Annotated in this window: 18 protein-coding genes; 14 read left to right on the forward strand and 4 right to left on the reverse strand. The window is 70.7% G+C overall.

All coding sequences use genetic code 11. The features are described from left to right. Nucleotides 1–46 precede the first annotated feature (46 nt). Nucleotides 47–874, reverse strand: a complete 828-nt coding sequence (locus AB0B01_RS16605; protein ID WP_361718715.1) for a C40 family peptidase — start codon at nt 872–874, stop codon at nt 47–49. A 766-nt stretch (nt 875–1,640) separates the two neighbouring features. Between AB0B01_RS16605 and AB0B01_RS16610 the strand changes: the two genes are divergently transcribed. Genes AB0B01_RS16610 through nuoN form a run of 14 tightly spaced genes read left to right on the forward strand, consistent with a single transcriptional unit; the run spans nt 1,641 to nt 17,628 of the window. Next, complete coding sequence (locus AB0B01_RS16610; protein WP_030028256.1) at nt 1,641–2,000, forward strand: NADH-quinone oxidoreductase subunit A; 360 nt, start codon at nt 1,641–1,643, stop codon at nt 1,998–2,000. 15 nt (nt 2,001–2,015) lie between these two features. Beyond that, nucleotides 2,016–2,570 carry an NADH-quinone oxidoreductase subunit B family protein gene (locus tag AB0B01_RS16615; protein ID WP_356850818.1) on the forward strand — a complete coding sequence of 185 codons (555 nt, stop codon included), beginning with the start codon at nt 2,016–2,018 and terminating at the stop codon, nt 2,568–2,570. After that, nucleotides 2,567–3,304: an NADH-quinone oxidoreductase subunit C gene (locus tag AB0B01_RS16620; protein ID WP_361718718.1), complete on the forward strand. Its 738-nt coding sequence runs from the start codon at nt 2,567–2,569 to the stop codon at nt 3,302–3,304. Before AB0B01_RS16615 ends, AB0B01_RS16620 begins: the two co-directional genes overlap by 4 nt. Then, the gene (locus AB0B01_RS16625) at nt 3,304–4,647 is read left to right on the forward strand and encodes an NADH-quinone oxidoreductase subunit D (protein WP_356850820.1); all 1,344 of its coding nucleotides are present in this window, start codon (nt 3,304–3,306) and stop codon (nt 4,645–4,647) included. The genes AB0B01_RS16620 and AB0B01_RS16625 overlap by 1 nt, the downstream gene beginning before the upstream one ends. A 50-nt stretch (nt 4,648–4,697) precedes the next feature. Then, nucleotides 4,698–5,426 carry an NADH-quinone oxidoreductase subunit NuoE gene (nuoE, locus tag AB0B01_RS16630; RefSeq protein WP_361718722.1) on the forward strand — a complete coding sequence of 243 codons (729 nt, stop codon included), beginning with the start codon at nt 4,698–4,700 and terminating at the stop codon, nt 5,424–5,426. Next, complete coding sequence (gene nuoF, locus AB0B01_RS16635) at nt 5,423–6,772, forward strand: NADH-quinone oxidoreductase subunit NuoF (RefSeq protein ID WP_361718725.1); 1,350 nt, start codon at nt 5,423–5,425, stop codon at nt 6,770–6,772. The genes nuoE and nuoF overlap by 4 nt, the downstream gene beginning before the upstream one ends. Then, nucleotides 6,769–9,285: an NADH-quinone oxidoreductase subunit G gene (locus AB0B01_RS16640; RefSeq protein WP_361718728.1), complete on the forward strand. Its 2,517-nt coding sequence runs from the start codon at nt 6,769–6,771 to the stop codon at nt 9,283–9,285. Before nuoF ends, AB0B01_RS16640 begins: the two co-directional genes overlap by 4 nt. After that, nucleotides 9,282–10,667 carry an NADH-quinone oxidoreductase subunit NuoH gene (nuoH, locus tag AB0B01_RS16645; protein ID WP_361718731.1) on the forward strand — a complete coding sequence of 462 codons (1,386 nt, stop codon included), beginning with the start codon at nt 9,282–9,284 and terminating at the stop codon, nt 10,665–10,667. The genes AB0B01_RS16640 and nuoH overlap by 4 nt, the downstream gene beginning before the upstream one ends. Further along, nucleotides 10,660–11,292: an NADH-quinone oxidoreductase subunit NuoI gene (gene nuoI / locus AB0B01_RS16650; protein WP_361718734.1), complete on the forward strand. Its 633-nt coding sequence runs from the start codon at nt 10,660–10,662 to the stop codon at nt 11,290–11,292. The genes nuoH and nuoI overlap by 8 nt, the downstream gene beginning before the upstream one ends. Beyond that, on the forward strand, nt 11,289–12,104 hold the full coding sequence (locus tag AB0B01_RS16655; RefSeq protein WP_361718736.1) for an NADH-quinone oxidoreductase subunit J: 816 nt from the start codon (nt 11,289–11,291) through the stop codon (nt 12,102–12,104). The genes nuoI and AB0B01_RS16655 overlap by 4 nt, the downstream gene beginning before the upstream one ends. Continuing rightward, a complete protein-coding gene (gene nuoK / locus AB0B01_RS16660) occupies nt 12,101–12,400 on the forward strand; it encodes an NADH-quinone oxidoreductase subunit NuoK (RefSeq protein ID WP_356850827.1) in 300 nt (99 codons plus the stop codon). The genes AB0B01_RS16655 and nuoK overlap by 4 nt, the downstream gene beginning before the upstream one ends. A 14-nt stretch (nt 12,401–12,414) precedes the next feature. Then, nucleotides 12,415–14,355, forward strand: coding sequence for an NADH-quinone oxidoreductase subunit L (gene nuoL / locus AB0B01_RS16665; protein ID WP_361718739.1), 1,941 nt, complete (start codon nt 12,415–12,417; stop codon nt 14,353–14,355). A 1-nt stretch (nt 14,356) separates the two neighbouring features. Continuing rightward, the gene (locus AB0B01_RS16670; RefSeq protein WP_361718742.1) at nt 14,357–15,976 is read left to right on the forward strand and encodes an NADH-quinone oxidoreductase subunit M; all 1,620 of its coding nucleotides are present in this window, start codon (nt 14,357–14,359) and stop codon (nt 15,974–15,976) included. Between the two features lie 5 nt (nt 15,977–15,981). Next, nucleotides 15,982–17,628, forward strand: a complete 1,647-nt coding sequence (nuoN, locus tag AB0B01_RS16675) for an NADH-quinone oxidoreductase subunit NuoN (RefSeq protein ID WP_361718745.1) — start codon at nt 15,982–15,984, stop codon at nt 17,626–17,628. A 63-nt stretch (nt 17,629–17,691) separates the two neighbouring features. Here nuoN and AB0B01_RS16680 read toward each other — a convergent pair whose 3' ends face one another. The 3 genes from AB0B01_RS16680 to AB0B01_RS16690 all read right to left on the reverse strand — a co-directional run bounded on the left by AB0B01_RS16680 (nt 17,692) and on the right by AB0B01_RS16690 (nt 21,928). Beyond that, nucleotides 17,692–18,306, reverse strand: coding sequence for a Uma2 family endonuclease (locus tag AB0B01_RS16680; protein WP_361718748.1), 615 nt, complete (start codon nt 18,304–18,306; stop codon nt 17,692–17,694). Nucleotides 18,307–18,412: 106 nt separating this feature from the next. Then, a complete protein-coding gene (locus tag AB0B01_RS16685; RefSeq protein WP_361718751.1) occupies nt 18,413–21,136 on the reverse strand; it encodes a fumarate reductase/succinate dehydrogenase flavoprotein subunit in 2,724 nt (907 codons plus the stop codon). A 48-nt stretch (nt 21,137–21,184) separates the two neighbouring features. Further along, nucleotides 21,185–21,928 (reverse strand): ABC transporter ATP-binding protein, encoded by a 744-nt coding sequence (locus tag AB0B01_RS16690; RefSeq protein ID WP_361718754.1) that lies wholly within the window; start codon nt 21,926–21,928, stop codon nt 21,185–21,187. Nucleotides 21,929–22,024 lie beyond the last annotated feature (96 nt).

Raw genomic sequence — 22,024 nt, forward strand, 5'->3', positions numbered from 1 at the left:
GGGAGTACCGGCCCTTCGCGGTGTCCGGCGTGCCGCGGAGCGGGGATCAGAGGACGCGGACGGCGCCCGTCGGGCGGTCGTAGCTCAGGGAGCGCTCGACGATGCCCGTGCTGGGGTTCTGCGCGCCGACGAACTTGCCGCCGCCGACGTAGAGGGCGACGTGGTAGGCGTTGCCGCGGGAGCCCCAGTACAGGATGTCGCCCGGCTGGAGGGCGCTGAGGGAGACCGAGCTGCCCTCGGAGGACTGGTCCTGCGACATGCGGGGCAGGGAGATGCCGGCCTGGCGGTAGGCGGCCTGCACGAGCCCGGAGCAGTCGAAGGAGGACGGGCCGGTGCCGCCCATCACGTAGGCCTTGCCGACCTGCGCGCGGGCGAAGTTCACGATGGCGGCCGCGGATCCGGTGGCCGGGGCGGTCACGGTGCCGGAGCCCAGGCTGCCGGAGGCAGAGGTGCTCTGCAGGGTGGCGCGGGAGGAGCTGCGGGTGGCGCGCTCGGCAGCGGCCTTGCGGTCCGCCTCTTCCTTCGCCTTCTTCTCGGCGTCGGCCTTCTCGGCGTCTTCCTTGGCCTTCTTCGCCTCGGCGGCGGCGCCCGTGCGGGCTTCCTCCTCCTGGACGTGCAGCTCGCCGGTGACGGCGGCGGCGGCCGTGTTCTCGGCGGCCGTGGTGACGGCGGAGGAGACCTCGGCGGCCAGATCCAGGTTCAGGACCGGCATTTCGAGCGTCGTCTCGGCCACGGGCTCGGACGGGGACGCGCTCGCCGTGCCGGCCATGGCCAGGGTGCTGAGGACGCCACCGGCAACTCCGGCGCGGACCGCGAGCTTCGAGGCGCTGCGACGGGGCTTCCGGTGGCTGGGTATGTGAGCGGTGTGGGACATGGGTACAACCGCTATCAGGGGGTCGCGGTTCCCTTCAAGAAACGTGGTGTGCGCCACAGTTGTGCGCGATTCGGGCGCAACCGGACGCGCCGCGCGACCTATTGACGCCGTAACGGACGAATCGGACAGCCCCTCACAAGCCTGTGATCATGGGGTTTCAGTAATTAGTCCGAATTGATCCGCGGCCTACCATCCCCGCGCACAGTTGGCCAAGCCCTCTTTCGGAGGCACGAATCCGACGTGGCGCAGGTCACAGGAATGTCTCGCCGTGGGGAGTCTGTGGCCCGTCCGTGATCTCGCCGTGAACCGGCCGGGCACAACCCGCCGGGTTCGTGAACGGATGCACACGTCCACTCCCGTACGCGCGGCCTCCCTCGACCGGGCGACGCGGATCCCCTTATCACCGACGGGCCCGACAGGGCGAATTTGCCTGCACTGACCATCGTTTGATAGGAGCAGTCGCCTTCTACCTGCGGTAACGCAGCTAATGTCACCTTTCGTAGCCGTGTGAATCCTTCGCGTACAAAGATCGCCACCTGGAAGCCTTCATGATCGTTCGTCGGGTGGTGGAGATCACAAACTCGGTGTTGCAACCCGTGTCGCAGATCACAGACGAGCGGGCATAGGATGCGCATCAGTCCGGCTTGTGAACTGCCTCACATGTACACGATCTTCGCGAGGCAGGACTCCCCCAGCTCCCGCTGGGAGGGGCCCCGCGCCGGCGCAGCGGTCCAACGGTCAAGGACGACTGGAAGGAGCGAGGAGCGTGAATGCGTACGCGCCCATCCTCGTGCTCGGCGCCCTCGGCGCAGGGTTTGCGATCTTCTCCGTGGTCATGGCCACGCTGATCGGCCCCAAACGGTACAACCGGGCAAAGCTCGAAGCGTACGAGTGCGGCATCGAGCCGACGCCCACGCCGGCCGGTGGCGGTCGCTTCCCCATCAAGTACTACCTGACGGCGATGCTCTTCATCGTCTTCGACATCGAGGTTGTCTTCCTCTACCCCTGGGCCGTCACCTTCGACTCCCTGGGGATCTTCGGGCTCGTCGAGATGCTGCTCTTCGTGCTCACCGTCTTCGTCGCCTACGCCTACGTCTGGCGCCGCGGCGGCCTGGAATGGGACTGAGGGGCTGAATTTCCCATGGGACTGGAAGAGAAGCTGCCGAGCGGCTTCCTGCTGACCACCGTCGAACAGGCCGCGGGATGGGTGCGCAAGTCATCCGTCTTCCCCGCGACCTTCGGCCTCGCCTGCTGCGCCATCGAGATGATGACCACCGGCGCCGGCCGCTACGACCTGGCCCGCTTCGGCATGGAGGTGTTCCGCGGCTCCCCGCGCCAGGCCGACCTGATGATCGTGGCCGGGCGGGTCAGCCAGAAGATGGCGCCGGTGCTCCGGCAGGTGTACGACCAGATGCCCGCTCCCAAGTGGGTCATCTCCATGGGGGTTTGCGCCTCCTCGGGCGGCATGTTCAACAACTACGCGATCGTCCAGGGCGTCGACCACATCGTCCCGGTGGACATCTACCTGCCCGGCTGCCCGCCCCGCCCCGAGATGCTCATGGACGCGATCCTCAAGCTCCACCAGAAGATCCAGGGCTCCAAGCTCGGCGTGAACCGGGAAGAAGCGGCCCGCGAGGCGGAGGCGGCGGCCCTCAAGGCCCTCCCGACCATCGAGATGAAGGGGCTGCTCCGGTGAGCGACACCAGCCAGACCCCCCCGGACAACGGCAGCAACGGGAACAACGTTCCTGCTCCCCGGGGCTCCGCCGGACCCGAGGTGATCGGCGTCCGCAAGGGCATGTTCGGCGCCAACAACGGCGGCGACACCAGCGGCTACGGCCGCCTCGTCCGCACCGTGGCGCTGCCCGGCGCCAGCCACCGCCCCTACGGTTCGTACTTCGACGAGGTCGCCGACGAGCTCGAAGGCGCCCTGGAGGAGCAGGACCTCGTCCCCGAGAACGCCATCGAGAAGACGGTGGTCGACCGGGGCGAGCTCACCTTCCACATCGCCCGCGAGCACCTCGTACGCGTCGCCCGCACCCTGCGCGACGACCCGGCACTGCGCTTCGAGCTCTGCACCGGTGTCAGCGGCGTCCACTTCCCCGGGGACGCGGGCCGCGAGCTGCACGCCGTCTACCACCTGCGCTCGATCACGCACGGCAGGGTCCTGCGGCTGGAGGTGTCCGTCCCGGACGGCGACCCGCACCTCCCGTCGCTCGTCGCGGTCTACCCGACCAACGACTGGCACGAGCGCGAGGCGTACGACTTCTTCGGCCTGGTCTTCGACGGGCACCCGGCCCTCACCCGGATCATGATGCCGGACGACTGGCAGGGCTTCCCACAGCGCAAGGACTACCCGCTCGGCGGTATTCCCGTCGAGTACAAGGGCGCCCAGATCCCGGCTCCCGACCAGCGGAGGTCGTACAGCTGATGTCCACGTCCCACCACGCCTCCTCCGCCGACCACGCCTCGGCGCGCGAGACGACCGAAGGAACCGTCTACACCGTCACCGGCGGCGACTGGGACGAGATCGTCCAGTCGGCCGCCAAGGCGGACGACGAGCGGATCGTCGTCAACATGGGTCCCCAGCACCCGTCCACCCACGGAGTGCTCCGCCTGATCCTGGAGATCGACGGCGAGACGGTCACCGAGGCCCGCTGCGGCATCGGTTACCTGCACACCGGCATCGAGAAGAACCTCGAATTCCGCAACTGGACGCAGGGGACCACCTTCGTCACGCGCATGGACTACCTGACGCCGTTCTTCAACGAGACGGCGTACTGCCTCGGCGTCGAGAAGCTCCTCGGCATCACCGACCAGGTCCCCGACCGCGCCACCGTCATCCGCGTCCTGCTGATGGAGCTCAACCGGCTCTCCTCCCACCTGGTGTGCATCGCCACCGGCGGCATGGAGCTGGGCGCGACCACGATCATGATCTACGGCTTCCGGGACCGCGAGCTGATCCTCGACATCTTCGAGCTGATCACCGGCCTGCGCATGAACCACGCGTTCATCCGGCCCGGCGGCCTCGCGCAGGACCTGCCCCCGGGCGCCGTGGACCAGCTGCGCGACTTCCTGAAGACCATGAAGAAGAACCTGCCGGAGTACGACAAGCTCGCCACCGGCAACCCGATCTTCAAGGCGCGCATGCAGGACGTCGGCTACCTCGACCTCACCGGCTGCATGGCGCTCGGCGCCACCGGCCCGATCCTGCGCTCGGCGGGCCTGCCGCACGACCTGCGCAAGGCGGACCCGTACTGCGGCTACGAGACCTACGAGTTCGACGTGCCGACCACCGAGACCTGCGACTCGTACGGGCGGTTCCTGATCCGCCTGGAGGAGATGCGCCAGTCGCTGCGGATCATCGAACAGTGCCTGGAGCGGCTGGAGCCGGGCCCGGTGATGGTCGCCGACAAGAAGATCGCCTGGCCGGCGCAGCTCGCGATGGGCCCCGACGGCCTCGGCAACTCGCTCGACCACATCAAGAACATCATGGGCACCTCCATGGAGGCACTCATCCACCACTTCAAGCTGGTGACCGAGGGCTTCCGGGTCCCGGCCGGGCAGGCGTACGCGGCCGTCGAGTCCCCCAAGGGCGAGCTCGGCGTGCACGTCGTCTCCGACGGCGGCACCCGCCCCTACCGGGTCCACTTCCGCGACCCGTCCTTCACCAACCTGCAGGCCATGGCAGCGATGTGCGAGGGCGGCCAGGTCGCCGACGTCATCGTCGCCGTCGCCTCCATCGACCCCGTGATGGGAGGCGTCGACCGATGACAGCCGTGTCTTCCGGAGGGGCCACGCCCCAGGGCCCCCTCAGCCTGGGCATGCCCCAGCTGCCGGCCCCCGACTTCCCGGCCGAGGTGCGCGCCCGGCTCGACGCGGACGCGAAGGAGATCGTCGCCCGCTACCCCGACAGCCGCTCCGCGCTGCTGCCGCTGCTGCACCTGACGCAGTCCGAGGAGGGGTACGTCTCGCGCACCGGCATCCGGTTCTGCGCCGAGACGCTGGGCCTGACCACCGCCGAGGTCACCGCCGTGGCCACCTTCTACACGATGTACCGGCGGCGGCCCTCGGGCGACTACCAGGTCGGGGTCTGTACGAACACCCTGTGCGCGGTCATGGGCGGCGACGCCATCTTCGAGGAGCTCAAGGAACACCTCGGGGTCGGCAACAACGAGACCACCCCCGACGGCAAGGTCACCCTCGAACACATCGAGTGCAACGCGGCCTGCGACTACGCCCCCGTGGTGATGGTCAACTGGGAGTTCTTCGACAACCAGACCCCCGAGTCCGCCAAGGCCATGGTGGACGACCTGATCGCCGGCCGCACGGTCACCCCCACCCGGGGCGCGCCGCTGTGCACGTACAAGGAGACCGCCCGGATCCTCGCGGGCTTCCCCGACGAGCGCGAGGGCGCCGTCGAGGCGGGCGGCGGCGCCGGCCCCGCCTCGCTGATCGGACTGCGGATCGCCCGGGGCGAAAGCCCGCAGCAGGGCAGCAAGGTCGTGCACCCGCGTGGCGAGGCACCGGCTGCCACCGAGGAGGGGGAGTGATGACCGTGACCGCCGACATGCACACGAACGGCGCCCCGGACAAGCTGCTGGCACCCGTGCTGTCGGCCTTCTGGGACGAGCCGCAGTCCTGGACGCTGGAGACATACCGGCGCCACGAGGGGTACGAGGGCCTGCGCAAGGCGCTCGCGATGACCCCGGACGACCTCATCGCGTACGTGAAGGACTCCGGTCTGCGCGGACGCGGCGGGGCGGGCTTCCCCACCGGAATGAAGTGGCAGTTCATCCCGCAGGGCGACGGGAAGCCGCATTACCTCGTCGTGAACGCGGACGAGTCGGAACCGGGAACCTGCAAGGACATCCCCCTTCTCTTCGCCAATCCGCACTCCCTCATCGAGGGAATGATCATTGCCTGTTACGCGATCCGGTCGGAGCACGCCTTCATCTACCTGCGCGGCGAGGTCGTACCGGTCCTGCGGCGCCTGCACGAGGCGGTGCGCGAGGCGTACGAGGCCGGTTACCTCGGGGAGAACATCCTCGGGAGCGGGCTCAAGCTCGACATCACGGTGCACGCGGGAGCGGGCGCGTACATCTGCGGCGAGGAGACGGCCCTCCTCGACTCCCTCGAAGGCCGGCGCGGTCAGCCCCGGCTGCGTCCCCCCTTCCCTGCCGTCGAGGGGCTCTACGCCTGCCCCACCGTCGTGAACAACGTCGAGTCCATCGCGTCGGTTCCCGCGATCCTCAACAACGGCAACGACTGGTTCAAGGCGATGGGGACCGAGAAGTCCCCCGGCTTCACCCTGTACTCGCTCTCCGGGCACGTCGCCGGTCCCGGCCAGTACGAGGCCCCGCTCGGCATCACCCTGCGCCAGCTCCTCGACATGAGCGGCGGGATGCGCCCCGGCCACCGGCTGAAGTTCTGGACCCCGGGCGGCTCCTCCACGCCGATGTTCACCGACGAGCACCTCGACGTCCCCCTCGACTACGAGGGCGTCGGCGCGGCCGGATCCATGCTCGGCACCAAGGCCCTCCAGTGCTTCGACGAGACCACCTGCGTGGTCCGTGCGGTGACCCGGTGGACCGAGTTCTACGCCCACGAGTCCTGCGGCAAGTGCACGCCCTGCCGCGAGGGCACGTACTGGCTGGTCCAGTTGCTGCGCGACATCGAGGCCGGCAAGGGCGTGATGTCCGACCTCGACAAGCTGAACGACATCGCCGACAACATCAACGGCAAGTCCTTCTGCGCGCTCGGCGACGGCGCCGCCAGCCCGATCTTCTCCTCGCTGAAGTACTTCCGCGAGGAGTACGAACAGCACATCACGGGCAGGGGCTGCCCCTTCGACCCCAGGAAGTCGACCCTCTGGGCTGACACGGAGGTGAACGCATGACCGTCACCACCAACGCTCCCGCCGGTGGCGGGGAGGCGGCGGGGCGGCCGAAGGCCGCCGAAGACACGGTCTCGCTGACCATCGACGGCATCGAGCTGTCGGTGCCCAAGGGCACGCTCGTGATCCGGGCCGCCGAGCAGATCGGCATCGAGGTCCCCCGGTTCTGCGACCACCCCCTCCTCGACCCGGTCGGCGCCTGCCGCCAGTGCATCGTCGAGGTCGAGGGCCAGCGCAAGCCGATGGCCTCCTGCACGATCACCTGCACCGACGGCATGGTCGTCAAGACGCAGCTGACCTCCGAGGTCGCCGAGAAGTCCCAGCGCGGGGTGATGGAGCTGCTGCTCATCAACCACCCGCTGGACTGCCCGGTCTGCGACAAGGGCGGCGAGTGCCCGCTGCAGAACCAGGCGATGTCGCACGGGAACGCCGAATCGCGTTTCGAGGGCAGGAAGCGCACCTACGAGAAGCCGGTTCCGATCTCCACCCAGGTGCTGCTGGACCGCGAGCGGTGCGTGCTGTGCGCGCGCTGCACCCGCTTCTCCACGCAGGTGGCGGGCGACCCGATGATCGAGCTGCTGGAGCGCGGTGCGCTCCAGCAGGTCGGCACCGGCGAGGGCGACCCCTTCGTGTCGTACTTCTCCGGCAACACCATCCAGATCTGCCCGGTCGGCGCCCTCACCTCGGCCGCGTACCGCTTCCGTTCCCGCCCCTTCGACCTCGTCTCCTCCCCGAGCGTGTGCGAGCACTGCGCGGGCGGCTGCGCGACCCGGACCGACCACCGGCGCGGCAAGGTGCTGCGCCGGCTGGCCGCCGAGGACCCCGAGGTCAACGAGGAGTGGGTGTGCGACAAGGGGCGCTTCGCGTTCCGCTACGCGCAGCGCCCCGACCGGCTGACCACCCCGCTGGTGCGCGGCGCCGACGGCGTCCTCGCCCCGGCGAGCTGGCCCGAGGCCCTGGAGGTCGCGGCCGCCGGGCTCGCCGCCGCACGGGGCCGGGCCGGGGCGCTGACCGGCGGCCGGCTCACCGTCGAGGACGCCTACGCGTACGCCAAGTTCGCCCGGGTCGTGCTGGACACCAACGACATCGACTTCCGGGCCCGGATCCACAGCGCGGAGGAGGCCGAGTTCCTGGCCGCCGCCGTCGCGGGCACCGGCAAGGACCTCGACGGCAGCGGAGTGACCTACTCCTCGCTGGAGGCGGCGCCCGCGGTGCTGCTCGCCGGCATCGAGGCGGAGGAGGAGGCCCCCGGCGTCTTCCTGCGGCTGCGCAAGGCCCACCGCAAGCACAAGCAGCGGACCTTCGCCCTCGCCCCCTACGCCACCCGCGGTCTGGAGAAGGCGGGCGGCACCCTGCTGGCCGCCGCCCCCGGCACCGAACCCGAGTGGCTGGACGCGCTGGCCACCCGTACCGGCCTGGAGGCCGGCGGCTCCGAGGCCGCCGACGCGCTGCGCGAGCCGGGCGCCGTCATCGTCGTCGGGGAGCGCCTCGCGGGCGTGCCGGGCGCGCTGACCGCGGCCGTACGGGCCGCCACCGCCACCGGCGCCACGCTCGTGTGGATCCCGCGCCGGGCCGGGGAGCGGGCCGCCGTCGAGGCGGGCGCACTGCCGTCGCTGCTGCCCGGCGGCCGCCCGGCCACCGACCCGCGGGCCCGCGACGAGGTCGCCGCCGCCTGGGGGCTGGACGAACTCCCGCACCGCTACGGCCGGGACACCGGCCAGATCGTCGAGGCCGCGGCCGGGGGCGAGCTGACCGCCCTGCTGGTCGCGGGCGTCGAGGTGCGCGACCTGCCGGACCCGGCCCGCGCGCGGGTCGCCCTCCGGGAGGCCTTCGTGGTCTCCCTGGAACTGCGGCCCGGCGAGGTCACCGACCACGCCGATGTGGTGTTCCCGGTGGCGGCGGTCGCGGAGAAGGCGGGGGCGTTCATCAACTGGGAGGGCCGGGTCCGGCCGTTCGAGGCGGCGCTCAAGCCCGACCAGATGACCCGCCGGCTCGCCCCGGCCGACGCCCGCGTGCTGCACATGCTCGCCGACGCCGCCGACCGGCCGATCGCCCTGCCCGACGTCCACGCCGTACGCCGCGAGCTCGACGGGCTCGGCCCGTGGTCGGGGGAGCGCGCCACCGCGCAGTCCGCGGACACCGCGCCGCTGCCCCGGCCGCGCGCCGGTGAGGCGGTCCTCGCGGGCCACCGGCTGCTGCTCGACCTGGGCCTGCTCCAGGAGGGTGACGAGGCCCTGGCCGGCACCCGGCACGAGGCCCTCGCCCGGCTGTCGGCGGCCACCGCCGCCGAGAGCGGCGTCAAGGACGGCGACGTCCTCGCGGTGACCGGCCCGGCCGGCTCCGTGGAACTGCCGCTGCGGATCACCGACATGCCCGACCGGGTGGTCTGGCTCCCGCTGAACTCCGCCGGCTCCGGCGTCCTCGCCGACACCGGCGCCCTCCCGGGCGCCCTCGTACGGATCGGTCCGGCGACCCCGGCCGGCGCAGCCGACACCACCGCGGAGGTGGACGCGTGAACGCGGCACACGGTGACCTCGTACAACTTGCCGCAGAGGACCTGTCCCTGTTCGGCCGGGACCCCTGGTGGCTCGTGGTCGTCAAGGCGGTGTTCTGCTTCGCCTTCCTGATGGTGACCGTGCTGTTCTCCATCGTGTGGGAGCGCAAGGTCGTCGCCTGGATGCAGCTGCGCATCGGCCCCAACCGGCACGGCCCCTGGGGCATGCTCCAGTCGCTCGCCGACGGCGTGAAGCTGATGCTCAAGGAAGACATCATCGTCAAGCGGGCGGACAAGGTCGTCTACGTCCTGGCGCCGATCATCGCCGCGATCCCGGCCTTCATGGCGATCGCGGTGATCCCCTTCGGTCCCTCGGGCAACGAGGTCTCGATCTTCGGGCAGCGCACCACGATGCAGCTGACCGACCTGCCGATCGCGATGCTCTACGTCCTGGCCGTCGCCTCGGTGGGCATCTACGGGATCGTCCTCGCGGGCTGGTCCTCGGGCTCGACGTACCCGCTGCTCGGCGGCCTGCGTTCCTGCGCGCAGATGATCTCGTACGAGATCGCGATGGGCGCGGCCTTCGCCTCGGTCTTCCTCTACTCCGGGTCGATGTCGACCTCGGCGATCGTCGAGGCGCAGGCCGACCGCTGGTACATCGTCCTGCTGCCGGTCTCCTTCATCATCTACGTCGTCACGATGGTCGGCGAGACGAACCGCGCCCCCTTCGACATGCCGGAGTCCGAGGGCGACCTGGTCGGCGGCTTCAACACCGAGTACTCCTCCATCAAGTTCGCGCTGTTCATGCTGGCCGAGTACGTCAACATGGTCACCGTCTCGGCGGTCTCGGTCACCCTCTTCCTGGGCGGCTGGCGGGCCCCGGCGCCGATCTCGACGTACTGGGAGGGCGCGAACCACGGCTGGTGGCCGCTGCTCTGGTTCGTCATCAAGGTCCAGCTGCTGCTCTTCTTCTTCATCTGGCTGCGCGGCACGCTGCCGCGCGTGCGCTACGACCAGCTGATGAAGCTCGGCTGGAAGGTGCTGATCCCGGTCTCCGTGGTCTGGCTGATGCTCGTCGCGACCGTACGGGCGCTGCGCAACGAGAGGTACGACTTCTCGGAGATCGTGCTCTACGTCGGCGGCGCGGTCGTCGCCATCCTGCTGCTGTCCCTCGTCGCGGACCTGCTGCGCGACCGCAAGGAGAAGGCCGCCGGAGGAGGCGCCGGCAAGGGCGCCGCAGCCGAGTCCTTCGATCCGCTGGCCGGCGGATTCCCCGTACCGCCCAAGCCGGGCCAGCAGCTCGCACCCGTGCCGCGCAGGCGGCCCCGCGGTGCGGGGGAGCTGATTGTCAGTGGCGGGACGAATACTGACAGTGACCGAGAGGAGGGTGCTGAGAATGTCTGACGCGGACCCGAACGAGAAGTGGCAGAACCCGGTGGCCGGCTTCGGCGTGACCTTCAAGGCCATGTTCAAGAAGCGCCTCACCGAGCAGTACCCGGAGCAGCAGAAGACCACCGCCCCGCGCTTCCACGGACGGCACCAGCTGAACCGGCACCCGGACGGCCTGGAGAAGTGCATCGGGTGCGAGCTGTGCGCCTGGGCCTGTCCCGCCGACGCCATCTACGTGGAGGGCGCGGACAACACCGAGGAGGAGCGCTACTCCCCGGGCGAGCGGTACGGCGCGGTCTACCAGATCAACTACGCCCGCTGCATCCTGTGCGGGCTGTGCATCGAGGCCTGCCCGACGCGGGCGCTGACGATGACGAACGAGTTCGAACTGGCCGACTCCAGCCGCGAGTCGCTCATCTACACCAAGGAACAGCTGCTCGCCGGGCTGACCGAGGGCATGGTCGAGGCACCGCACGCCATGTACCCGGGCACGGACGAGCAGGACTACTACCGCGGGCTGGTGTCGGGCGCTGCTCCCGGTATGCAGCGCCAGGCCGCCCGGTCCAAGGGTGAGACGGCGGCTCCTGCCGGGACCGAGACGTCGGGCGCATCCGCTCGTGGCGAGGGGGTGGGGGCATGAGCGCGATCGCCGCGGCTGCCGGCACGGTGACCTCCACGGGTGAGGCGGTGCAGTTCTGGATCCTCGGCGTGGTCGCCGTGATCGGCGCGCTGTCCACGATCCTGATGAAGAAAGCCGTCCACAGCGCTCTGAGCCTGGCCGGGACGATGATCGTCCTGGCGGTCTTCTACCTCGCCAACGGGGCCTACTTCCTGGGCGTGGTCCAGGTGATCGTCTACACCGGCGCGATCATGATGCTGTTCCTGTTCGTGGTCATGCTGGTCGGCGTCACGGCGGCCGACTCGCTGAAGGAGACCCTCAAGGGGCAGCGCTGGCTGGCGGTCCTGTGCGGGCTCGGCTTCGGCGTCCTGCTCGTCGCCGGGATCGGCAACGCCTCGCTGAAGCACTTCAACGGGCTCGGCCGGATCAACTCCACCGGGCACGTGGAGGGTCTGGCCACGCTGATCTTCACCAAGTACGTGTTCGCCTTCGAGATCACCGGTGCGCTGCTGATCACCGCGACCGTCGGTGCGATGGTGCTGACCCACCGCGAGCGCACCGAGCGGGCCGCCACGCAGCGCGAGCTCGCCGAGCGGCGCGTACGCGAGGGGGTCCAGCTCCCGCCGCTGCCCGCGCCCGGCGTCTACGCCCGGCACAACGCGGTCGACGTCGCCGGTCTACTGCCGGACGGTACCCCGTCCGAGCTGACCGTCAACAAGACGCTGCGGGCCCGCGGCCAGATCCGGGACGTCTCCAGCGAGGCCCTTGAGGACATGAAGGCACTGGAGCAGCGGGCCGCCGAGCGGCTCGGCCGTGAGGAGGCCTCGAAGTGAACCCGGTCAATTACCTGTACCTGTCGGCACTGCTGTTCACGATCGGCGCCGCAGGCGTGCTGATCCGGCGGAACGCGATCGTCCTGTTCATGTGCGTGGAGCTGATGCTCAACGCCTGCAACCTGGCCTTCGTGACCTTCTCCCGGATGCACGGCAACCTCGACGGCCAGATCATCGCCTTCTTCACGATGGTCGTCGCCGCCGCGGAGGTCGTGGTGGGCCTCGCGATCATCGTGTCGCTGTTCCGTACCCGCCACTCGGCCTCGGTCGACGACGCCAGCCTGATGAAGCTGTAAGGGGCGTTCACACAGTGGAGAATCTGATTGCGCTGCTGGTCGCGGCGCCCCTGCTCGGGGCGGCGGTGCTGCTGTGCGGCGGCCGGCGGCTCGACAAGGCCGGCCACTGGCTCGGCACCCTGCTCGCCGCCGTCTCCTTCGGCATCGGCGCGGCCCTGTTCGCGGACATGCTGGGGCGCGGCGCCGAGGACCGGGCCATGCACCAGAAGCTGTTCAGCTGGATCCCCGTCGAGGGCTTCCAGGCGGACGTCGCCTTCCAGCTCGACCAGCTGTCGATGACCTTCGTCCTGCTGATCACCGGAGTCGGCACGCTCATCCACGTGTACTCCATCGGGTACATGGAGCACGACGACCGCCGCCGCCGCTTCTTCGGCTACCTGAACCTGTTCCTCGCGGCGATGCTCCTCCTCGTCATCGCCGACAACTACCTGCTGCTGTACGTCGGGTGGGAGGGCGTCGGCCTCGCCTCGTACCTGCTCATCGGCTTCTGGCAGCACAAGCCCAGCGCGGCCACCGCCGCGAAGAAGGCCTTCCTGGTCAACCGGGTCGGCGACATGGGCCTGTCGATCGCGATCATGCTGATGTTCACCACCTTCGGGACCTTCGCCTTCGGGCCGGTGTTCGGCGCGGTGGACGCGACGAGCGAGGGCAAGCTGACGGCGATCGCCCTGATGCTGCTGCTGGCCGCGTGCGGCAAGTCGGCACAGGTGCCGCTGCAATCCTGGCTCGGTGACGCGATGGAGGGCCCGACCCCGGTCTCGGCCCTGATCCACGCGGCCACCATGGTCACCGCCGGCGTGTACCTGATCACCCGGTCCGGGGCGGTCTTCAACGCCGCACCGGACGCGCAGACCGCGGTGGTCGTGGTCGGCGCGGTCACGCTCCTCTTCGGTGCGATCGTCGGTTGCGCGAAGGACGACATCAAGAAGGCCTTGGCGGGCTCCACGATGTCGCAGATCGGCTACATGATCCTGGCGGCGGGCCTCGGCCCCGTCGGGTACGCCTTCGCGATCATGCACCTGGTCACGCACGGCTTCTTCAAGGCCGGCCTCTTCCTCGGCGCGGGTTCCGTGATGCACGGGATGAACGACGAGGTCGACATGCGCAAGTACGGGGCCCTGCGCCGGTACATGCCGGTCACCTTCGTGACCTTCGGCCTCGGCTACCTCGCCATCATCGGCTTCCCGGGCCTGTCGGGCTTCTGGTCCAAGGACAAGATCATCGAGGCGGCCTTCGCCAAGGGCGGCACCGAGGGCTGGATCCTCGGGGCGGTCACCCTGCTCGGCGCGGGCATCACCGCCTACTACATGACCCGCGTCATGGTGCTCACGTTCTTCGGTGAGAAGCGGTGGCAGCCGGCGCCCGACCCCGCCACCGCGCCCGGCGTGGAGCCCGGCGTCGAAGCCCGCCCCGGAGAGATGCCCCACCCGCACGAGTCCCCGAAGTCCATGACCATCCCGATGATCGTGCTGGCCTTCGGCTCGGTCTTCGCGGGCGGCCTCTTCAGCCTGAACGAGGCCTTCGTGAAGTGGCTGGAGCCGGTCACCTCCTTCGAGCACGGGCATCCGCCCATCGGCGCCGGTGCGATCACCGCCGCCACGGTCGTGGTGCTGCTCCTCGGCGTGGGCCTCGCGTACGCCCAGTACGGCCGCAGGGCCGTCCCGGTCGTCGCCCCGCGCGGCAGCTGGCTCACCCGGGCGGCCCGGCGGGACCTGCTCCAGGACGACTTCAACCACGTCGTACTCGTCCGCGGCGGGGAGCACCTGACCCGCTCGCTCGTCTACGTCGACCACAGCCTCGTCGACGGGGTGGTCAACGGGACGGCCGCCTCGGTCGGCGGGACCTCGGGTCGGCTGCGCAAGCTCCAGAACGGCTATGCCCGCAGCTACGCGGTCTCGATGTTCGGGGGCACGGCGATCCTCATCGCCGCGACCCTGCTGATGAGGGCGGTGTGAAATGAGTTTCCCGCTTCTGACGGTGACGGCCGCGGTGCCCGCGGTCGGCGCGGTCCTCACGGCGGCCGTCCCGGCCGCCCGCCGGACCGCCGCCAAGTGGCTCGCGCTGCTCGTCTCGCTGGCGACCCTGGCCTTGGCCGTGCTCGTCGCGGTCCGCTTCGAGCCCGGCGGCGCGCGCTACCAGCTGACCGAATCGCACGCCTGGATCGCCGACTTCGGCGTCCGCTACGAACTGGGCGTCGACGGCATCGGGGTGGCGCTGATCGGGCTCACCGCCGTTTTGATGCCGTTCATCATTCTGGCCGGGTGGCATGACGCCGACCCGTTGGAGACCAAGAGTCAGCGCTGGCGGCCGACGCAGGGCTTCTTCGCGCTGATCCTGCTGGTCGAGGCGATGGTGGTGATCTCCTTCGAGGCCACCGACGTCTTCCTCTTCTACATCTTCTTCGAAGCCATGCTCATCCCGATGTACTTCCTCATCGGCGGCTTCGGGGACCGGGCGACTTCCTCTCGATCAGCCGCTGCCGCGGCGGGCGGCTCCGAGGAGAACGCGGCCGCGCAGCGCTCGTACGCGGCGGTCAAGTTCCTCCTCTACAACCTGGTCGGCGGCCTGATCATGCTGGCCGCAGTCATCGGGCTCTACGTGGTCGCCGGGAACTTCTCGCTCCAGGAGATCACCGCCGCCCGCGCCGCCGGCACGCTCGACATGGCGACCAACACCGAGCGGCTGCTCTTCCTCGGCTTCTTCTTCGCCTTCGCGGTGAAGGCGCCGCTGTGGCCGCTGCACACCTGGCTGCCCAACGCGATGGGCGAGGCCACAGCCCCGGTCGCCGTGCTGATCACCGCGGTCGTCGACAAGGTCGGCACCTTCGCGATGCTCCGCTTCTGCCTCGGGCTGTTCCCCGAGGCCAGCAAGTGGGCCACGCCGGTGATCCTGGTGCTTGCCCTGATCAGCATCGTCTACGGTGCGCTGGTCGCGGTCGGGCAGCGCGACATCAAGCGGCTGGTCGCCTACGCCTCGATCTCGCACTTCGGCTTCATCATCCTGGGCATCTTCGCGATGACCTCCCAGGGGCAGTCGGGCGCGACGCTCTACATGGTCAACCACGGGCTGTCGACGGCGGCGCTGATGCTGGTGGCCGGCTTCCTGATCTCGCGGCGCGGCTCGCGGCTCATCGCCGACTACGGCGGTGTGCAGAAGGTGGCCCCGGTCCTCGCCGGCACCTTCCTGATCGGCGGCCTCGCCACCCTCTCCCTGCCGGGCCTCGCGCCCTTCGTCAGTGAGTTCCTGGTGCTGGTGGGCACCTTCGCCCGGTACCCGGTCGTCGGGATCATCGCCACCGTCGGCATCGTGCTCGCCGCGCTCTACACGCTGGTGCTCTACCAGCGCACGATGACCGGCCCGGTGAAGGAGGAGGTCCGGAGCATGCCGGACCTGCGCCTGCGCGAGGTACTGGTGGTGGCCCCGCTGATCGCCTTGCTGATCGGGCTCGGCGTGTACCCGAAGCCGCTGACCGAGATCGTCAACCCGGCGGTCAAGCACACCCTGTCCGACGTCCACGAGAAGGACCCGAAGCCACAGGTGGCCGTCGAGGCCAAGAACGGGGAGGCGGCGAAGTGAGCACGATGGCTGCTGCCCAAGGGCTGCTGACACTGGCGGCCGCGGAGCCGGTGGAGAAGATCCCCGCTCCGCACATCGAGTACGCGCAGCTCGCGCCCACGCTGATCGTGGTGGGCGCGGCGGTCCTCGGAGTCCTCGTCGAGGCCTTCGTACCGCGCAGGTCCCGCTACTACGTGCAGGCGTTCCTCGCCGTCGCCGCCCTGGCCTCGGCCTTCGCGGCGGTCGTCGGCCTCGCCGCCGGCGGGTACGGCAGCTCCAAGGCGCACATCGCGGCGATGGGCGCCGTGGCCGTGGACGGCCCGGCGCTGTTCCTGCAGGGCACGATCCTGCTGGCGTCGATCGTCGCGGTCTTCACCTTCGCCGAACGGCGCCTCGACCCGGCCGCGCACGGCAACCGGGTGGACTCCTTCGCCGCGCAGGCGGCGTCCGTCCCGGGCAGCGAGAGCGAGAAGGCCGCGGTCAAGGCGGGCTTCACCACCACCGAGGTCTTCCCGCTGGTGCTGTTCGCCATCTCCGGCATGCTGATCTTCCCGGCCGCCAACGACCTGCTGACGCTGTTCGTGGCGCTGGAGGTCTTCTCCCTCCCGCTGTACCTGCTCTGCGCCGTCGCCCGCCGCCAGCGGCTGATGTCGCAGGAGGCCGCGGTCAAGTACTTCCTGCTGGGCGCCTTCTCCTCCGCCTTCTTCCTCTTCGGCATCGCGCTGCTCTACGGGTACGCGGGCTCGGTCTCGTACGCGGTGATCGCCGACGTGGTGGACGGCAAGCTCAGCCAGCTCGACCCGGCGCTCGCCGACACCATGGGCAATGACGCGCTGCTGCTGATCGGCGGCGCGCTGATCCTGATGGGCCTGCTGTTCAAGGTGGGTGCGGTGCCCTTCCACATGTGGACCCCGGACGTCTACCAGGGCGCCCCGACCCCGGTGACGGGCTTCATGGCGGCGGCCACGAAGGTGGCCGCGTTCGGCGCGCTGCTGCGCCTGCTGTACGTGGTCCTGCCGGGTCTGCGGTGGGACTGGCGGCCGGTGATGTGGGGCGTGGCGATCGTGACCATGCTGGCCGGCGCAGTGATCGCGGTGACCCAGACCGACGTGAAGCGCCTGCTGGCGTACTCCTCAATCGCGCACGCGGGCTTCATCCTGGCCGGTGTGATCGCGACGTCGGCGGAGGGCGTCAAGTCCGTCCTCTTCTACCTGGGCGCCTACTCCTTCGTGACGATCGGCGCGTTCGCGGTGGTCACGCTGGTCCGGGACGCGGGCGGCGAGGCGACGCACCTGTCCAAGTGGGCGGGCCTGGGCCGTCGTTCGCCGCTGACGGCGGCGGTCTTCGCGGTGTTCCTGCTGGCCTTCGCCGGCATCCCGCTCACCTCCGGCTTCGCCGGGAAGTTCGCGGTGTTCAAAGCGGCCGCGGAGGGCGGCGCGGGCGTGCTGGTCGTGATCGGTGTGATCTCGTCGGCGATCGCCGCGTTCTTCTACATCAGGGTCATCGTGCTGATGTTCTTCAGCGAGCCCAAGGCGGACGGCCCCACGGTGGCCGTCCCGTCGCCACTGACGATGACGACGATCGCGGTGGGCGTGGCCGTCACCCTGGTCCTGGGTGTGGCCCCGCAGTACTTCCTGGACCTGGCGGGGCAGGCGAGCACGTTCGTGCGGTAGCCTCCGGCGGTTCCGCGTCAGGGCCCGGCTCCCTCAGGGGGAGCCGGGCCCTGGCACGTGGTGCTATTCGGAGGCGCGGCGCTTCGGAGTGATGGCGGTCAGGTCCAGGTCCATCTGAAACGGCACCGAGACCTTGAGGCGGTCGTGGAAGATGCCGGTCGCCACGTATGCCTTTGTTGCCGGGTCGAGCTCGTAGACGTACACCACAGCCCGGCCCTCCCTGTTCTCCACTCGCCAGAAGTGCGGGATCTTGGCGCGGGCGTACTTGAGGGGCTTGGTTTCCCGGTCGCGCTCGACCGACTCCGGGGAGACCACCTCGATGGCGAGGTGGACGCAGGAGGCGGGAAAGCGGGTCAGCGACGGATCGTCCACGACCTCCTCGTCGACAACGATGACATCTGGTTCGGGCCTGTTCTTCCGGTCGATGTCGATGGTGAACTCGCGCACCACCTCCAGCCCTGCGGGAAGCAGCGACTGAAGCTGCCATTCGAAGAAGCTCACGGCGCGCGAGTGGAAAAGAGTCTGCGGACTCACGAAGACCAAGCTCCCGTCGATCAGCTCCGTATGCGGAGGCAGGTTGGGAAGCCGGTCGAGGTCGTCGGCGGTCCAGCCGCCCGCAGGGGGGATCGGCCAGTGGAGCGAGGGCTCCCGCTCAGGGATCTCGGGATCGACGCTCATGTGTAGTGCTCCCATGGGACGGAGTCTCGCGAGTCCGTCCAGCGTATCGCCGGAGATCCGTTCCGGACCGCCTGCACGTGTGAACCACTCCGTGCCATTGACGGAGTCAGTGGCGGCTGGCATATGCCCGGACGTCGGCGTCCGGGTCCGAGGTGGCCGTGGCCAGGGCCGTGCGGGCCTCCGGGGTGGTGCGGTGGGCGCGCAGGGAGAGGACCGCAGCCTTGCGGACGTCCGCGTTCGGGTCCTTCAGGGCCTCGGCCAGGGCGGCCACGGCGGTATCCGAAGCTGCGGCCGACAGGGCCGTCGCCGCGCCCGCGCGGACCTGCCAGGCCGGGGCGGCGAGGGCCGCCACGGCGGTGGCCGCGTGGGCGGGCGGGCAGCCCGTCGCCGCCAGGGCCGCCAGGGCCGCGCCCCGGACCAGCGGGTCCAGGTCCGCCAGGAGGGGGTCCAGCGGGGCGGGGGCCGGGGTGTGGACCGCCGCGAGGCCCTTGGCCACCGCGACCCGGACCTCCCGCGCCGGGTCGGTGGCGGCCCGTGCGAGGGCCTCGACGGCGTCCACCGAGACCAGCGCCCGTACCGCGTGGACACGGACCTCCGGGTCGGTGTCCGCGAGGGACCCGGCGTACAGGTCGGCGTCCCCGAGGCGCAGCGCGCGCAGGGCCTCCAGCGCCGCCGAGCGGACCACCGGGTCGGGGACCGGCAGCGCGGCGCGCAGGGCGGCCCCCAGTTCCGCGTCGCCCGGCAGGACCTCCAGCAGCTCCCGCAGCGCGGCCGCGGCCGCCGCCCGTACCGCCGGATCCGCATCGCCGAGGCGGGCCGCCAGCTCCGGTCCCGCACCCGCCGGAACGGTTTCGCCGATCGCGGCCACGGCGGTGGCCCGTACCGCCGGATCGGGGTCGGCGAGGTACGGGCGCAGGGCCGCCAGGTCCGGAGACTCCTCGGCCAGGACCAGGAGTTCGAGGATCCGGGGGGACGGCCCGGCCGGTACCGTGGCGGCTCCGGATGCCGGGGCTGCGCCCGCGCCGGCCGCCGTGGCCGTACGCGCCGCAGGCACCGCTTCGCGCGGGCCCGCCGTCGCCACCGGGAGCAGTTCCACCGCGCCCAGGTGGCGCGAGGGGCCGCCCGCCGGGGCGAAGCCCTCCACCGGCACGAGGTACGGCTCCACCGGCCGGGCCGTGAACTCCATCTCCCCCGAAGCCGACTTGTGCAGGTCCAGGTGGTACAGCCAGCCCGCGTCGTCCCGCTCCGGGTGGTCGAGGCGCTCGTGGTAGAGGCCCCAGCGGGACTCCGTCCGCGCCAGCGAGGACCGGGCCGCCATCTCCGCGCAGTCCCGGATGAAGGACACCTCCGCGCACCGCATCAGCTCGTGCGCGGTCTGCGCCCCCATCTGCGCGATCTCCGCCTCCATCCGGGTGAACGCCTCGACCGCCAGCGACAGCCTCGTGCCCGTCTTCGGCGGGGCCACGTAGTCGTTCACGAAGCGGCGGAGCTTGTACTCGACCTGCGGCTGCGGCGGCCCGTCCGGATGGCGCAGCGGCCGGTAGACCAGCTCGTGCGCGACCGCCAGCTGATCGGCGGGCAGGGGACCCTCGTAGGCCGTGTACCGCGCCGCGTCCGCGCCCGCCAGGTCGCCGAAGACGAACGCCCCGATCATGTAGTTGTGCGGTACGGAGGCCAGGTCACCGGCCGCGTACAGCCGCGGCACGGTGGTGCGGGCGTGGTCGTCGACCCGGACGCCCGAGGCCGAGTGGCCCCCGCACAGGCCGATCTCCGAGATGTGCATCTCGACGTCGTGGGTGCGGTAGTCGTGGCCCCGGCCCGCGTGGAAGGTGCCGCGCGTGGGCCGCTCGGTGGTGTGCAGGATCGTTTCGAGGGACGAGAGGGACTCCTCCGGGAGGTGGCTCAGCTTCAGGTACACCGGCCCCCGGTCGGAGGCCAGCTCGGCCGCGAACTCCGCCATCATCTGGCCCGACCAGTAGTCGGAGTCGACGAACCGCTCACCGTGCCGGTTGACCTGGTAGCCGCCGAAGGGGTTGGCGACGTACGCGCACGCCGGACCGTTGTAGTCCTTGATGAGCGGGTTGATCTGGAAGCATTCGATCCCGGTCAGCGCCGCGCCCGCGTGGTAGGCCATGGCGTAGCCGTCGCCCGCGTTCGTCGGGTTCTCGTACGTCCCGTAGAGGTAGCCGGAAGCGGGCAGGCCCAGGCGCCCGCACGGGCCGGTCGCCAGGACCACCGCCCCGGCACGCACGGTCACGAAGGCGCCGGTGCGGGTGTTGAAGGCCGCCGCGCCGATCGCGCGGCCGTCCTCGGGGGAGGTGAGGACCCGTACCGGCATCACCCGGTTCTCGATCCGGATCCGCTCGCGCATCTCGCGGCGGCGCAGCTGCCGGTAGAGGACCTTCTTGACGTCCTTGCCCTCGGGCATGGGCAGCACGTACGAGCCGGAGCGGTGCACCTGGCGCACCGCGTACTCGCCGTGCTCGTCCTTCTCGAACTTCACCCCGTACGACTCCAGGCGCCGGACCATCGCGAAGCCGCGGGTGGCGGTCTGGCGGACGGTGGACTGGTCGACGATGCCGTCGTTGGCGCGGGTGATCTCGGCGACGTAGTCGTCGGGTTCGGCGCGGCCGGGCACGACGGCGTTGTTGACCCCGTCCATGCCCATGGCGAGGGCGCCGGAGTGCCGTACGTGCGCCTTCTCCAACAGCAGCACCCGGGCCCCGCGCTCGGCGGCGGTCAGCGCCGCCATCGTGCCGGCGGTGCCGCCGCCGATGACGAGGACGTCGCAGGTGAGTTCCTCGGCGTCGGCGATCGCGGGGATGTCCATGGTGCGGCCCTTCGGGTACGGGTGCGGGTGCGGTGGCGGGGGCGGGGTTCAGAGGGAGTTGAGGATCTGCTGCCGGAGCGGGGAGCGGTCGGTGTCGCGCTGCCGCGGGTGCGGTACGTCGAGCACCTCGCCGCCGGAGCCGAGGAGGGCGATGCGGTCGCCGAGGAACAGCGCCTCGTCCACGTCATGGGTGACGAAGACGACGGTCGCGCCGGTCCCGGCGAGGACGTCGACGAGGAGGTCCTGCATCTCCGAGCGGGTCTGGGCGTCCAGCGCCCCGAACGGCTCGTCCATGAGGACGGCGCGGGGGCGCGCGACGAGGGCGCGGGCCAGCTGTACGCGCTGGCGCTGGCCGCCGGAGAGCCGGTGCGGGAGCTTGTGCGCGTGGTCGGCGAGGCCGACGCGGGCCAGCCAGTCCGCGGCGGCGGTGCGGCGGTCGGCGCGGGGGGTCCCGCGGATGGCGAGGGGGAGTTCGACGTTGGCGCGGGCCGTCCGCCAGGGCAGCAGGGCGTCGTCCTGGAAGACGAGGGCCCGTTCGGCGTCCGGCCCGGTGATGGGACGGCCGTCCTGCTCGGCCCTCCCGCCGAGCGGCGGCAGCAGCCCGGCGAGGGTGCGCAGCAGCGTCGACTTCCCGCAGCCGGAGGGGCCTACGACGGCCAGCACCTCGCCAGGCCGGACGTCGAGGTCGAGCCGGTCCAGAACGGCAGCGCCGGGGCGGCCCAGCCGTACGCCGTCGAGGCGGAGGGCGGCGCCGGCCGGAACGGCCGTGGGGGCGGGTGCGGGTGCGGGCATGGGCTGCCTTCCTCCGAGTGCGGGGTGCGTACGGGCGGGACGGGGCGCCGCCGGGACGGCTGGGGCGGAGCCCCCGGGGCGGCGGCAGGGCGGGCG

Origin of the sequence: Streptomyces sp. NPDC044571 (genome assembly GCF_040647115.1) — a bacterium.
Classification (GTDB): domain Bacteria; phylum Actinomycetota; class Actinomycetes; order Streptomycetales; family Streptomycetaceae; genus Streptomyces.

What these genes read in the sequence shown, in the direction of transcription:
- AB0B01_RS16605 (WP_361718715.1), bottom strand. Translation starts at nt 874, where the DNA reads ATGTCCCACACCGCTCACATACCCAGCCACCGGAAGCCCCGTCGCAGC.
- AB0B01_RS16615 (WP_356850818.1), top strand. Translation starts at nt 2,016, where the DNA reads ATGGGACTGGAAGAGAAGCTGCCGAGCGGCTTCCTGCTGACCACCGTC.
- AB0B01_RS16625 (WP_356850820.1), top strand. Translation starts at nt 3,304, where the DNA reads ATGTCCACGTCCCACCACGCCTCCTCCGCCGACCACGCCTCGGCGCGC.
- nuoE (WP_361718722.1), top strand. Translation starts at nt 4,698, where the DNA reads ATGCCCCAGCTGCCGGCCCCCGACTTCCCGGCCGAGGTGCGCGCCCGG.
- AB0B01_RS16640 (WP_361718728.1), top strand. Translation starts at nt 6,769, where the DNA reads ATGACCGTCACCACCAACGCTCCCGCCGGTGGCGGGGAGGCGGCGGGG.
- nuoI (WP_361718734.1), top strand. Translation starts at nt 10,660, where the DNA reads ATGTCTGACGCGGACCCGAACGAGAAGTGGCAGAACCCGGTGGCCGGC.
- AB0B01_RS16655 (WP_361718736.1), top strand. Translation starts at nt 11,289, where the DNA reads ATGAGCGCGATCGCCGCGGCTGCCGGCACGGTGACCTCCACGGGTGAG.
- AB0B01_RS16670 (WP_361718742.1), top strand. Translation starts at nt 14,357, where the DNA reads ATGAGTTTCCCGCTTCTGACGGTGACGGCCGCGGTGCCCGCGGTCGGC.
- nuoN (WP_361718745.1), top strand. Translation starts at nt 15,982, where the DNA reads ATGGCTGCTGCCCAAGGGCTGCTGACACTGGCGGCCGCGGAGCCGGTG.
- AB0B01_RS16680 (WP_361718748.1), bottom strand. Translation starts at nt 18,306, where the DNA reads ATGAGCGTCGATCCCGAGATCCCTGAGCGGGAGCCCTCGCTCCACTGG.
- AB0B01_RS16685 (WP_361718751.1), bottom strand. Translation starts at nt 21,136, where the DNA reads ATGGACATCCCCGCGATCGCCGACGCCGAGGAACTCACCTGCGACGTC.
- AB0B01_RS16690 (WP_361718754.1), bottom strand. Translation starts at nt 21,928, where the DNA reads ATGCCCGCACCCGCACCCGCCCCCACGGCCGTTCCGGCCGGCGCCGCC.